Origin of the sequence: Sphingosinicella humi (genome assembly GCF_003129465.1) — a bacterium.
In the GTDB taxonomy this organism is placed as follows: Bacteria; Pseudomonadota; Alphaproteobacteria; order Sphingomonadales; family Sphingomonadaceae; genus Allosphingosinicella; species Allosphingosinicella humi.
In genome coordinates this window covers 635,329-647,863 of sequence record NZ_QFFF01000001.1, presented here as the reverse complement: position 1 = coordinate 647,863, position 12,535 = coordinate 635,329, and the positions used below count along the sequence as shown (strand labels likewise).

Genomic DNA, 12,535 nt, shown 5'->3' with positions numbered 1-12,535 from the left:
ATCTGCATGATCACTTCGCCGGCAACGGACTGCCGAACCTGTCGACGTCCTCATATTCGCCCGTCTCGTGCTTCTTGCCGCGCACGCGCAGCAGCAGGTGGCTAATCGCGGGCAGCACGAACAGCGTCAGCAAGGTCGCGACGATGAGGCCGGAGATCACGACGATCGCGAGGGGCTTTTGCACCTCCGCGCCTCGACCTGTCGCGATCGCCATCGGGATAAAGCCGATGGCGGGCACGATGCCGGTGATGAGGACCGCGCGGACGCGCTCCATCATTCCATCGATCACCGCTTCATCCACTGGATTTCCGGCGTCGATCCGCTGGCGAATGCTCGTCATGACGACGAGTCCGTTTAGGACCGTGACGCCTGAAAGGACGATGAAGCCGACCGCCGCCGATATCGAGAAGGCGAGGCCCGATATCGCTAGACCGAAGACCCCGCCGGCAAGGCCGAGCGGAACCGCCGAATAGACCGCGAGCGCGGGCATCACGCCTCTGAGCGCGACGAAGAGGATCCCGAAGATCAGGATGAACACGGCGGGGATTACGACCGCCAGGCGGGCCGAGGCGGCTTGCAGGTTCTCGAACTGGCCTCCCCACTCGATGAAGACGCCAGGCGGCAGGTCGACTTGCTCCGCGACGCGGGCTTGGGCTTCCGAGACGTAGGAGCCAAGGTCTCGCCCGCGCACATTGGCTTGGACCACCACGCGGCGCTGGCCGTTCTCCCTGCTGACCTGGTTGATGCCTTCGGAGAATTGGAAGCTGGCGAGCTCGCGCAGCGGGACGGATTGACGGGGGCCTGCGGCGCCTGTTTCGGGCAGCATCACTGGCAAGGCGCCGATCGCGCCGAGATCATCGCGGGTGGCGTTCGCCAGCCTCACGACGATATCGAAGCGCCGGTCCCCCTCGAAGACGAGGCCAGCTTCCCGCCCGCCAAGTGCGGCGGCAACGGTGTCGGTCACATCCTCGATGGACAGGCCATATCGGGAGATCGCATCCCGATCGAACTGGACGTCGAGCGTGGGGAATCCCGCCGTCTGCTCGGTCCTGAGGTCGGCCGTGCCTTCCACCCCGCTCATCGCACTGGCAATTTGCCCGGCGATCCGCTCCAGCTCGTCCAGATCATCGCCGAACACCTTGACCGCGATGTCGCCTCGCACGCCAGCGATCAGCTCATTGAAGCGCATTTCGATGGGCTGGCTTACCTCGTAGGCATTGCCGACCAGGCCAGCCATTTTTGCCTCGATACGTTCGACGACCTCTTCCTTGGTGTCGATCCCCTCCGGCCATTGCTCCTTGGGTTTGAGAATGATGAAAGCGTCCGAAATGTTCTGTGGCATCGGATCGGTGGCGACTTCGGCCGTGCCCGTCTTGGCGTAGATGTAGGCGACCTCGGGCAACGAGGAGATGGCCCGCTCCACCTGGAGCTGCATTTCCAGCGACTGTTCGAGCGATGTCGACGGGACGCGGATTGCCTGCACCGTCAGATCGCCCTCGTTAAGCTGAGGGATGAACTCGCGTCCGAGCGTGGTGAAGATGAGCGCGGCAACGACGAAGGTGCCGACGCCGGCGCCGATCCACGGCCACGGCCGGGCCACGACGCGGCGGAGCACCGGCTCGTAGCGTTCCTTGACCCAGCCAATCGCCTTCACTTCCTTCTCCGCGACCTTGCCGCGAATGAGGATAGCGACCATGGCGGGCACGAAGGTCAGCGACAGGATGAACGCGCCGACCAGCGCCAGCATCACCGTGATCGCCATCGGCGTGAACATCTTGCCCTCGACGCCGGTGAAGGTGAGGAGCGGCGCGAAGACGAGCAGGATGATCGCCTGGCCGTAGATCGTCGGCCGCACCATCTCCTTGGAGGCCTCGAACACCTCGTGCAGCCGCTCGGGAAGGTTGAGGACGCGGCCTTCCAGATGTTGTCGCTCCGCAAGGCGTCTCAAACAGTTCTCGATGATAATGATCGAGCCATCGACGATCAGACCGAAATCGAGCGCGCCGAGGCTCATCAAATTGCCCGACACGCCATATTCGTTCATGCCGATCGCCATCATCAGGAACGACAGCGGGATGACGAGCGCGGCGATGATCGCCGCCCTGATATTGCCGAGCAGCCAGAAAAGCGCCGCGATGACCAACAGCGCGCCTTCGACCAGATTCTTCTCGACTGTCGCGATGGTGGCTTCGACGAGGGTTGAGCGATTGTAGACGGGCGTGACCGAAATACCTGGCGGCAGCGATCCCGCCACCTCCTCGAGCCGCTCCGCGACGTCCTCGGCGACGATACGGCTGTTGCCGCCCGCCAGCATCAGCGCAGTCCCAATCACGGTCTCTTTACCATCGATTGACGCGGCGCCGGTGCGCAGGTCGCCACCGATGGTGACATTCGCGACGTCGCCGACCGTGACTGGAACACCGTTGCGCACCGCGACCGTGGTGCGCGCGATCTCGTCGATATGCCGGATGCGGGCATCGGCCCTGACGAGGAACGCCTCGCCGCCCCGTTCGATGAAGTTCGCGCCGACCGATATGTTCGCGCGTTCGAGGGCATCCGCCAGCTCCGAGAAGGAAATGCCGTAGCCGGCGAGGCGGCCAGGGTCGGGCTGGACTACGAACTGCTTTTCATAGCCGCCAATCGAGTCCACCCCGGCCACGCCTTCGACGGTGCGGAGCTGGGGTCGCACTATCCAATCCTGAATAGTGCGGAGATAGGCGAGCTTCGCGACCTCCGTCGTAAGCAGGTCGCCGTCGGGTGTCAGATAGGATCCGTCGGGTTGGAAGCCCGGTCGGCCGGCGATCTTTGGAGACTCGGCGGTGGCGGTCGGCGCATAGCTGACCGTCCACATCAGCACTTCTCCGAGGCCGGTCGATACCGGCCCCATTTGGGGTTCGGCGCCTTCCGGCAGGCTCTCGCCGGCCTGGGTGAGGCGCTCCGACACCTGCTGGCGGGCGAAGTAGATGTCGACGTCCTCGTCGAAGACGGCCGTCACTTGGCTGAAGCCATTTCGGGAGATGGAACGCGTATGGTCGAGGCCTGGAATCCCCGCCAGGGCAGTCTCGATCGGAAAGGTGACGAGCCGTTCCATATCGAGCGGGCCGAAGGCGGGCGCGGCCGTGTTAACCTGCACCTGCTTGTTGGTGATGTCCGGAACGGCGTCGATCGGAAGCCGGAAGAGTTGGAATGCGCCATAGGCGGCGACAATCAGGGTGACGGCGACCACCGCCCAGCGGAAGCGGACGGCGGTATCGAGAATGCGGTCTATCATGGTGTAGCTGTCCTGTGGCCGCGCGCACGAGGGGCGGCTCGAAAATGGAAGAAGGGGCGCGGGCGCTTAATGGCCGGCCTCGCTGGCGCCGAGCTGCGACTTGAGAACGAACGCCCCCTGGGTCACGACCTGAAGACCGGGCTTCAGCCCTTCCAGGATTTCGATGCGGCCGCCGCTTCTTGATCCGACGGTGACCGGCACCGCCTGGAATCCGCCTTTGACCCGCACGAAGACCACGTCGCGGCCTTCTACCGACTGCACCGCTTCTTCCGGCAGGACGATCCGCCCATCCGTGGGCGCCCCGCGCGGCATGATGCGGACGCGGACGGCCTGGCCCTGGGTCAGGCCGGCCGGCGTTCCCGAAGGCGCGAGCACCAGGGTCGCGGCTCTGCTTTCCGGATTGAGCGACGGGGTCGCCGAACGCACAACGGCGTCGACAGAGCCGCCGCCGGGCAGCTCGATGATGGCCGGATCGCCGGGTCGGATCCGCTGGGCATCGACGGAGGGGACCGATGCTTCGATCTGTATCCGGTTCGGATTGGCGACGTGGAACAGCTCTGCTCCCGCCAGCACATATGCGCCGAGCTGAGTGCTGACCTCGGTGATGCGGCCGCTGATGAGGCTGGTGACGGCGAGATAGCGGCCGTTCCCGGTGACGTTCGCCGCCGCCGTCGCGGCCTGCGTGCGCCTGAGCTCAGCCTCGGCTTCAGCCAACGCGGCTTGAGCCGCTTCCAAATCCTGCCGAGCCGTGATCTTGGCTTCGAACAGTCGCTTTTCTCGGGCATAAGCGGCGCGGGCAGCCTGCGCCCGGGCCGCCGCCGCGCTTCGTTCGGCGACAAATGACGCGGCGTCGCGGCTTTCTATCAGCGCTACCGTTTCTCCGGCCTTGACTGGGTCGCCGAGGCGCTTGTTTATCCGCACGACGGCACCGTCGGCGCGCGCAGTGAGCGCCGCTTCACCTTCCGGCGGCGCGGCCACAGTCGCCTGCGCGATGATTTCGGACGCGAGCGACCCTGCCTCCACCTCAGTCGTGCGGATGCCGCTGGACTGGAGCCGCGTCGGCGTCATCTCGACGAAGCCTTCGCGGCCGTGACCCTCTTCCTCGCCTTCTTCGCCCGCTTCGGCAGCGGCTGTCTGGTCCGGCTGAGAGGGCGACATCGATTGACCGATTACGATTCCGCCAATGGCTGCGACGAGCGCTATGGCCGTTCCGCCCGCGAGGAGCTTCTTGTTGTCTTGCGTGAGTTCCATGTTCGGGAATCCTTATTGAGCGGCGGCGCGGGCGAGCGCGGCGGCGGCCTGCGCTCTGGCGAGGCGCGCCTCGATGAGTTCGGTTTGGGCGGAGGCGAAGGCTTCCTGAGCGTCGAGAAGCTCGATCAGGTCGATCTTCCCCGCCTGATAGGCGAGCTGCGCCAGCCGCAGCGCCTCGCCGGCCTCGGGAATGGCGGCCTCTTCCAAGGCTTCCACCCTCGCATCAGCGGCGACGAGATTGGCCTCCGCATTGTTGATGCGGGCCGAGGCCTGGGCGAGGACATTGTTGAGCCGCGCCTCGGCTGAGCGCGCCTCTGCGCGAGCCGCTTCGATATTGCCTCTGTTCCGGTCGAAGATCGGGAGCGGCATTGAGAAGCCGGCGACGAAGGCTTGGTCTCCCGTCTCTTCGATTCGGCGGACGCCGATCCCCACGGAAGGATCGAGCCGGCGGGCCGCCAGCTCCTGTCCCACTCCGGCTTCCGCGACCGCGATTTCGGCGGCGGCGAGCCTGGCTTCGAGAGTTTGGCTCGCGACTATTTCGGCCGGCCGGATCTCCCCGAGACCGCCGAGGACTGACGATGGGCTAGTGTCGACACCGAAGAACGACGCCAGGGTTCGTCTGGCCGCTTCCTCTGCGGCTTCCGCTGCCCGAAGGGCGGCGGTCGCCTGCGCGGCGGCGGACCGGGCACGGATTGCGCGAAGCGGCGGTTCGCGGCCGACATCGACCAGCACTCCGGCTATGCGGGCGAGCTCGCGCGCGCGCTCCTCGTTTTCCCTAGCCAGCCGGAGCCGTTCGCGTGCCGCGACGGCCACCGCGAATTGCTCGCGCACGGATTGAGCAAGATCGGCTTCGGCGATAGCCAGCCGGAGCTCCTGCGCGGCGAGCCGCGCTTCCGCTGCCGAGACACGGGCCCGTCGCCTACCGCCAAGATCGAGACGTTGGTTGATGGAGACGGTCGTCTCGGTTCCGGAGATGCCAGAATAGGGGCCAGTGCCGGCGAAGTTCTCGACTTCCACGCTTAGCTCGGGATTGGAGCGTACCCCGGCCTGTCCGACCCGGGCGCGCGCCGCGTCCACCTCAGCGCGTGCCGCGACGATAGCGGGCGACCGGGATGCGGCTTCCTCCAGCGCCTGGTCGAGCGTCAGCGACGATGGTAGGGGACCGGTCCGAGGCGCGACGACCGGCGGCGGCGCGGGCGGGCCCATTACCTGTGCCTTGGGTCGAGCCTCTGCTCCGCTTACAGCTCCGACGCGGGGCGTAGCAGCATCGTCGATCTGAGCGACGGAAGTTGCAGGCACCGCCAAAGCGAATGTGAAGAATATTCCGTAGCGTCGCAGCGGCGACCGCGCCGGCGAGAACATCGCCGCGCGACGTGTCGACGCCTTCCGCCCACTATCGGTGGACGAGGCAGTTAGGGTCGCGCCGCTAGCGGAGCGCCCCCCATTTTGAGCAAGTGGCATATTGAATCCTGAAAACCATGGACGTGCAGGATCGCCCGGCTAAGGGCGGCGACGTTGGTCTTCAGGCTTGCGGAGGGTGGTAAGGTCCGTCGGGAGCGGTCGCCGTGAGCGGACGCGCATCGGACCAGAGATGTGTCTCTTTGTCGGTGGAGTGATCGACGCTGGTGGCGGCTGTCACTGGGATAGCAGATCCATGCGCGCCGTGGTTGAAGGCGCAGTGTGCCGGTTGCGGCTGCGATCCTCGATCACCGTCATCCGGAAAGGAATTCTCGATGACTTGGCCGCCCTCATCATGGGCGTCGCCGGCGACTTCCATGTGGGAGATGCTGTCCTCCAGGCACCCGACTTCGGCAAGTGCCGGGGTGAAGGCCGCCAGCATCATCAGCACGGCCAGCGCCGTCCTGATGATCTTTCCAATGGAGAAGGCTGCCCCCGACATTAGCGGCCCCTTACCTGAAAGCCGTGGGCGGCGAAAGGGCGCAAGCTCAAAACCATCGCGGCACGCGCTCTTTGTAGGCCGTGTAGCTCTCGCCGAAGCGACGGGAGAGATAGGCTTCCTCTCGCTTGACGATGGCCCGATCGATGATGATCATCGCCGGCAACAGAAGGATGAGAGCGCCAAGACTTTCAAATCCGATCGCGGCCGAGAGATGAAGGCACGCCATGCCGAGATACATCGGATTACGGGTGCGGCCGTAGATGCCGCTCTCGGCAATCGTCTTCGTCGGCCGCCAGGGCTCCGGCGGCGTCCCCGCACGGCGGAAGAGTGACAATGCGCCGACGACGAGTGTGAGACCCGTAGCGCCGAACAGCGTGGCCAGGCTCCACCGCAGCCACGTCGAAAGTGGGAGCGGCGCGATGGCGAATAGATGATCGAGCCCCATGCCGAGAAGGATGAAGCTTAGAAAAATGAGTGGCGGCGGGAACCGGACGCCCGCATCATCGGGAGCGCTCATGTCCATGCTTCTTGCTCACGAACGGAGCGAAGCTCGCGGCGGGCGAGGCTCATGATCTGCCAGCCGCCCGAAATCCCGAGTAGGGCCATCACTGAGGCAACGATGATGTCGGGCCAGGCGGTCCCGGTGCCGAATACGCCCAACGCCGCCGCGACGACCGCTAAATTGCCGATGGCGTCGTTGCGGGAGCATATCCAGACGGAGCGCATGTTCGCGTCGCCGGTTCGGAAGCGGTAGAGCATCAGCGCCACGAAGACATTGGCGGCGAGCGCCAGCACGCCGATGGCGCCCATTGCGATCGGCTCAGGCGACGTTCCAACCCATAACGCCCAGAGGGACGAGGCAAGCACCCAGACGCCGAGTAGAACGAGGGTAGCGCCTTTCACGAGGGCCGCGCGGGCTCGCCATGCCAGGGCCATTCCGGCGACTCCAAGGCTGATGGCGTAATTTGCCGAGTCACCGAAGAAGTCGAGCGCGTCCGCCTGGAGCGCGCGGGAATCGGCTGCCACGCCCGCGACCATTTCGACGAGAAACATTGCGGCATTCACGCCTAACGCGATCCAAAGGGCGCGGCGCCACGACCCACCTGACGGGCCCGCGCTCAGATTCGCACTACCGCAGCAATGGTCAGCCACTAGGATCGCCTTCGATTCGTTTCATTCACCTGCAGATATGCACCCTGTAGCAACTAGAGGGTCAAGAAGGGCCCTATGAAGATCGGCGAACTCGGCGCGGCAACCGTCACGAAGGTGGAGACGATCCGCTATTACGAGCAGATCGGGTTGCTGCCGCCGCCAGCGCGGTCTCCGTCGAACTATCGGTCGTATGGACCGGAGCATCTGCAACGCCTTGCATTCATTCGGCGCGCCCGCGACCTTGGGTTCCCCCTGGATCAGGTGCGAGAGCTTCTTAGCTTAGCCGACGATAAGGACCGGTCTTGTGAAGCTGTCGACGAAATCGCGCGGGCTCACCGGGCGACGGTGAAGCGGAAAATGGCCGAACTCCGGGCGCTCGGCGACGAGCTCGATAGGCTCATCGGTCAGTGTGGACACGGCGTGGTCGCCGATTGCCGGATTATCGAGGCGCTTGCCGACGTCGAACGGCAGCAAGACGAGAGCGTATCAGGCTGAGCTTAGGTCTTGCCATAAAGCTAAGGTGGGTAGCGCCTTCAGGGCTTGCCGCGCCCGATGATCCATCGAAACTCCCGTCGACGGAAGCTCTTGAAGAGCAGGTAGAAGCCGGTGAGCGAGAGCCAGAGCGCGCTGAAACCGGCGAAGATTATCAGCGGGTGATTGAAGCTCGTCCGGTTTACATAATCCATGTTGTGCAGCATCCAGAAGAAGTCCCAGACGCGCCAGGTGTCGGAGCGATCGACCAGCGGCAGTCCCGTCTCGGCCGAGATATAGCTGCTGCTATTGTCTTCGTTGGCGAAGTCGACACGCCACATCGGACCGGAAAAATCCCGCGCCTCGATGTTGGGCTCCTCCAAGTACGTGACTGAGCGGACTGGCGCATCATGGTGATATGCCGACCGAGCGAGCCGCGCCGCTAGATTCTTGTCGATCACGATCGGCTCGCCGCTACGCGCGTCGAGGAGGCGCAGACCGCCTTGGCCTCGGAGCTCATAAATCGGCCGATCCAGAATCCTACGAAGCGTAAGGCCATCGACCGGTCCGGCTATTTTGGGCGCAGCGATATCTTGGGGCCAAGGAGCCGCAGCGACACTCGCGGGTGCGGCGCTATGTCCGCCGACCTTCTCCATGTCCAATAGCGCCATCGTGGCACCGCTGACGGTCCAGAGCACGAACTGGATTCCCAAAACCAACCCGACCCACTTGTGGATGCGGCGGAATAGGATTGGAGAGATCCGGAAGTGCTTCCTTTTTTGAATGTTGAGGTCGATCCTCATGCCTTTTTCCTCTTCCGGCGTGGGAAGGACCATAACAGCAGCCAAGCTCCGCTGATCGCCATAAAGACGGCGCTCCACGTCGCCACGCGCAGCAGCGGGTTGTTCACGTCCGTACGGTTCTCATAATCCATGATGTGAATCATCCAGGCGAAGTCGAAGACTCGCCACAGATTATGTCGCCTCGAGATGAGTTCGCCAGTCGCCGGCGAGATATAGAGCGTGGGACGGTTCCAGCCCTTGAACTCGATTTGCCAAAATGGCGGCTTCGCCGTCTGCATTTCCATCGGGGCTTCGGTCAGCAAGCGGCTTGAAACGATAGTCGGATCGCCGGTGTAGATCCGCCGCGCGACCTGGTGAACCCGTTCCTCAGTTAGGGGGGGAAGCTTCTTCCCGGTGGCGGCGTCCACCAAGAAGGCCCCATCGGCCGAGCGAACGCGCCAGACTGGTTGGCCCAGGAGGCGCTGCAGTTTGACTTCCTCTGCATGCGGGTGCGTCGCAACCACGCGGGGCGCTTCGATCAGCTGATCCAGTTCGAAAGGACTCACCGCCGGCGCCCGGACCAGATGATCTCCATGAATGTAGTCGATGTGGACCGTGACCATGTAGAATCCGGTTAGGGTCCACAGCACGACCTGAATGCCGACGAAGAGCGCCAGCCATTTATGCGTTCTTCTAATAACAAGCGGCCAGCGAATATTCGTCATTGCCAATTTCCAGATCAAGTCGGTAACCCCTTGTATAGAAGGGGTTTCGCCGAGATATCAACGCCTACAGAGCGTCACGGATTCCTCAAACGCTGAAGGCGACGTGGCATGTTCTGGCGGGGTTGTGCGGTCTTTTTCAAGCTGCGCCCGCCCGGGGTTACCGTGCATCTCAGTGCGACATATTGCTCATATTCCCCATGTCATGCCCGGCATGAGGATCGGCAGGCGGCGCCTCCGGCGTCTTCGCCGGCGCCTTGGGCGTCTCCGTTTCGGCCTTTGCCTCCGGCTGGGTCTTCGCCTGCGGTTCGCGGGCCGGCGTGGTGGGTGCGGGCGCGTCGTTCGAGGTAGCGGGAGCAGGAACGCCGCCGCCTTGGAGCATCTGCTCGAGCTCGTTGGCTTCCTGCGTCTGCTTTTGGGCTGTCATCCGAGCTTTCTCGAGCACCCTAGGGTCGCCGCCTAGGCCCAGCAGGACGTTCGACATTTCTGCGCCGCCACGATGATGCTCGATCATCTTGCGCATCCATGTTTCGGACGGGTTCGCACCCGTTGCCGCCATCATCCGTTCGTGCATCTGGCTTACCGCCTGAGCATAGGGATTCTCTCGACCAGCAGACGTCTGGGAGCTTCCGGCGGGAAGCAGCGCCTCGAGTTCCGCGATTTCCTTGCGCTGCATTTCGGATGTCATTCGGGCCTTCTCCAGCACCTGGGGATCTCCGCCTTGAGCGAGGAGGATGTCGGACATGGCTATGGCGCCCCGATGATGTTCGATCATCTTGCGCGTCCAAGTCTCCGATGGGTTGGCGCCTCGCGCGGCCTCCATCCGCTCCATCATCTGCATCTCGGCCTGCACATAGATGTTGGACGGATTGGCCATCATAACGTTGGCGTCTGCGGTCTCCTGCTGATTGGTAGGCACCTCGGCTTCTTGCGAACATCCGCTGGCGAGGATCAACGCGGCCGTCACCGCGAGCGTGCTTCGAATTGATTTCATGACGAACTCCGTGGCTTGATGATCGGCTTCAACATGTGATGGAGAAGGATCGGGCGACAGGCAAAATGGGGCGGCGATGGCTGCTAGTGACTGGCATCGCGGAGGGTCATGAGTTTCTGTCGCGCGCGGTAGAGGCGGGTTTCGATGGCTTTCTCGCTGATCCGAAGGACAATCGCGGCCTCGGCCTGGGAAAGGCCTTCGATGGTTCGCAGGATGAGCGGCTCCTTGAGCGTGCGAGGCAAGTCGGCGATGGCCTGCCACAGCCGCTCGAGTTCCTGCCGGTCGCCAGCAGCCTCGTCGGCGGGAGGGGTCGGATCGGGCACATCCGCTGCCTGAGACGCCGAGCTCGAGGAGAGGAGCAAGCGCCGGACCGCACGCCGCCTTGCCCAATCCCTGCATTTGTTGATCGCGATGCGGGAGAGCCAGGCGCGGAACGGACGCGCCTGATCATACCGATCGAGAGCCTTGAAGGCGGAGGTGAAGCAGTCCTGGACCAAATCAACGGATTCCTCCGGATCTCCGGTGTAGCCTCGAATGAGACGGTAGATCGGTTCCCTGTGCCGCCGCATGATTTCGGCGAAGGCGTCCTGTCGACCAACCAGAGTCAGCGCGGCCAGCTCGCCGTCCGAGCAATCCGCAGTGCCGCACTTCATTTCGCATCGGCGGTCAGGGCCTTCACCACGGCGCGATCGAACTTCTGCGCCTGATCGGGCCGAAGGATCGCTCGCATCGCAAAGATATGCGACATCGTTTCCTTCTGGAGCTCGCCCATAGCCTGGTGCGACCGGTCGATCTCGGCGGTGACCCGTGGGCCGTAGCCATGTTCCGCCTGTATGGCGGCGGCGAGCCGCGCATTGTCGGCGCGGAGCTCGAACTCGAGAGCCCGCTTCTTAATCGCGAACTCCCTCTCCAGCTCTTCGATCTGGGCCAGCTGCCGATCGTCAAGGCCGAGCTCCTCATGGAGCAACTCATGCAACGCATGGGGCTCTTGAGGGCGTTGGTCGGAGATGCTCCGCCCCACGAGCACGCCGGCGATCGCCGCCAGGAAGGCAACGAGAGCAAGCAGCCATATACGGCGGGCGCCGACGCTCACCATCCCTCCGCCAGCAAGGTAGATGGCGCAAGATCGGCCGCGCCGCCCAGGGGTGAAAGCGATGGCTTCGCTGTCGCGGACTCACCAGGCATGAGGCCTCCGAGGATTCCTATCATGAGTGCGGCCGCGACGGCCGCGATCCGAAAAGGGCGCGAGGCGTCGTGGCTTCGAGGACTTCCACCCGTAATTCGGTCCAAGACCAACGCCTCGGTCGCGGCGAGACGGGAGGGGACTTGGTCCTGCGATAGTCGCAGCAGCGCTGCATCAATCTCGTTCATCATTCGATTCCCCGCATTCCAGTCTCAAATACGCGCGAAGCACCTGAAGCCCTCACTGAAAAGAGAATTCGAAGGAATGTCGTTTCGACTTTTCCTCGGCGGGAGCGTGCTGACCGCTGACGATGGGTGGGCGGTGCCTATGGAAGACACCGCCTAGAATCCCGTCAGGCCGGCTCAACTAGGCTTTCGGTGCGAGACCCGGCTCCTGCCGAGATAGACTGCATCGCCTCGCGACAAGCCTTTTCGCAGCGACGGCACGATTCCGCGCAGATCCGGCAATGCTCATGCTTGCTGGCATGGCGCTCGCATTCTTCCGCGCACACCCGGCAAGCCTGAGCGCAAGCTTCGAGGGTGGCGAGGATCACGCTTTCATTGCTGCCCGTCCGGCGCGTTGCGAGGGCGCCTGAGGCGACACAGATGTCGGCGCAGTCGAGATTGAGGCGGATGCATTGCCGGAGTTGATCGACCATCTCCTCGGCGAGACAGGCATCGGCACAGGATGTGCAGCTCTGCGCACAAGAGTAGCACTCCTCGATGCAGCGGATGAGGACGTCGTTTGTATTTCCCTGGACGTCGGGATGGGCGGAAATCATTTCGCGCATGTGGTGCATGAGGCATCTC

The 12,535-nt window shown here is 63.8% G+C and carries 13 protein-coding genes; 1 reads left to right on the top strand and 12 read right to left on the bottom strand.

Features of this window, described 5'->3' with window-relative positions; genetic code table 11:
• Positions 1-10: 10 nt before the first annotated feature.
• The 6 genes from DF286_RS03235 to DF286_RS03210 all read right to left on the bottom strand — a co-directional run bounded on the left by DF286_RS03235 (position 11) and on the right by DF286_RS03210 (position 7,574).
• Complete coding sequence (locus tag DF286_RS03235) at positions 11-3,271, bottom strand: efflux RND transporter permease subunit (protein WP_109270127.1); 3,261 nt, start codon at positions 3,269-3,271, stop codon at positions 11-13.
• Positions 3,272-3,337: 66 nt separating this feature from the next.
• Complete coding sequence (locus DF286_RS03230) at positions 3,338-4,522, bottom strand: efflux RND transporter periplasmic adaptor subunit (protein ID WP_109270126.1); 1,185 nt, start codon at positions 4,520-4,522, stop codon at positions 3,338-3,340.
• A gap of 12 nt (positions 4,523-4,534) precedes the next feature.
• Positions 4,535-5,728, bottom strand: coding sequence for a TolC family protein (locus DF286_RS03225; protein WP_243444699.1), 1,194 nt, complete (start codon positions 5,726-5,728; stop codon positions 4,535-4,537).
• Positions 5,729-6,044: 316 nt separating this feature from the next.
• Entirely contained in the window at positions 6,045-6,422 is a 378-nt protein-coding gene (locus DF286_RS03220; RefSeq protein ID WP_109270124.1) for a hypothetical protein, read from the bottom strand.
• A 46-nt stretch (positions 6,423-6,468) separates the two neighbouring features.
• On the bottom strand, positions 6,469-6,939 hold the full coding sequence (locus DF286_RS03215) for a methyltransferase family protein (protein WP_158274609.1): 471 nt from the start codon (positions 6,937-6,939) through the stop codon (positions 6,469-6,471).
• On the bottom strand, positions 6,936-7,574 hold the full coding sequence (locus DF286_RS03210; protein ID WP_109270122.1) for a cation efflux transmembrane domain-containing protein: 639 nt from the start codon (positions 7,572-7,574) through the stop codon (positions 6,936-6,938). Before DF286_RS03210 ends, DF286_RS03215 begins: the two co-directional genes overlap by 4 nt.
• Positions 7,575-7,649: 75 nt before the next feature.
• On the opposite strand from DF286_RS03210, the gene DF286_RS03205 reads away from it, so the two are divergent.
• Positions 7,650-8,069: a MerR family transcriptional regulator gene (locus DF286_RS03205; RefSeq protein WP_109270121.1), complete on the top strand. Its 420-nt coding sequence runs from the start codon at positions 7,650-7,652 to the stop codon at positions 8,067-8,069.
• Positions 8,070-8,107: 38 nt separating this feature from the next.
• On the opposite strand, the gene DF286_RS03200 is transcribed toward DF286_RS03205, so the two are convergent.
• The 6 genes from DF286_RS03200 to DF286_RS03170 all read right to left on the bottom strand — a co-directional run bounded on the left by DF286_RS03200 (position 8,108) and on the right by DF286_RS03170 (position 12,525).
• Positions 8,108-8,848, bottom strand: coding sequence for a PepSY domain-containing protein (locus tag DF286_RS03200; protein ID WP_109270120.1), 741 nt, complete (start codon positions 8,846-8,848; stop codon positions 8,108-8,110).
• The gene (locus DF286_RS03195; protein WP_109270119.1) at positions 8,845-9,552 is read right to left on the bottom strand and encodes a PepSY domain-containing protein; all 708 of its coding nucleotides are present in this window, start codon (positions 9,550-9,552) and stop codon (positions 8,845-8,847) included. The genes DF286_RS03200 and DF286_RS03195 overlap by 4 nt, the downstream gene beginning before the upstream one ends.
• Before the next feature lie 169 nt (positions 9,553-9,721).
• Positions 9,722-10,543, bottom strand: coding sequence for a DUF305 domain-containing protein (locus DF286_RS15330; RefSeq protein ID WP_158274608.1), 822 nt, complete (start codon positions 10,541-10,543; stop codon positions 9,722-9,724).
• 83 nt (positions 10,544-10,626) lie between these two features.
• Positions 10,627-11,196, bottom strand: a complete 570-nt coding sequence (locus tag DF286_RS03185; RefSeq protein ID WP_109270118.1) for an RNA polymerase sigma factor — start codon at positions 11,194-11,196, stop codon at positions 10,627-10,629.
• Positions 11,193-11,639: a periplasmic heavy metal sensor gene (locus tag DF286_RS03180; protein ID WP_109270117.1), complete on the bottom strand. Its 447-nt coding sequence runs from the start codon at positions 11,637-11,639 to the stop codon at positions 11,193-11,195. The genes DF286_RS03185 and DF286_RS03180 overlap by 4 nt, the downstream gene beginning before the upstream one ends.
• 439 nt (positions 11,640-12,078) lie before the next feature.
• Positions 12,079-12,525, bottom strand: a complete 447-nt coding sequence (locus tag DF286_RS03170; protein WP_109270115.1) for a four-helix bundle copper-binding protein — start codon at positions 12,523-12,525, stop codon at positions 12,079-12,081.
• Positions 12,526-12,535: the final 10 nt, after the last annotated feature.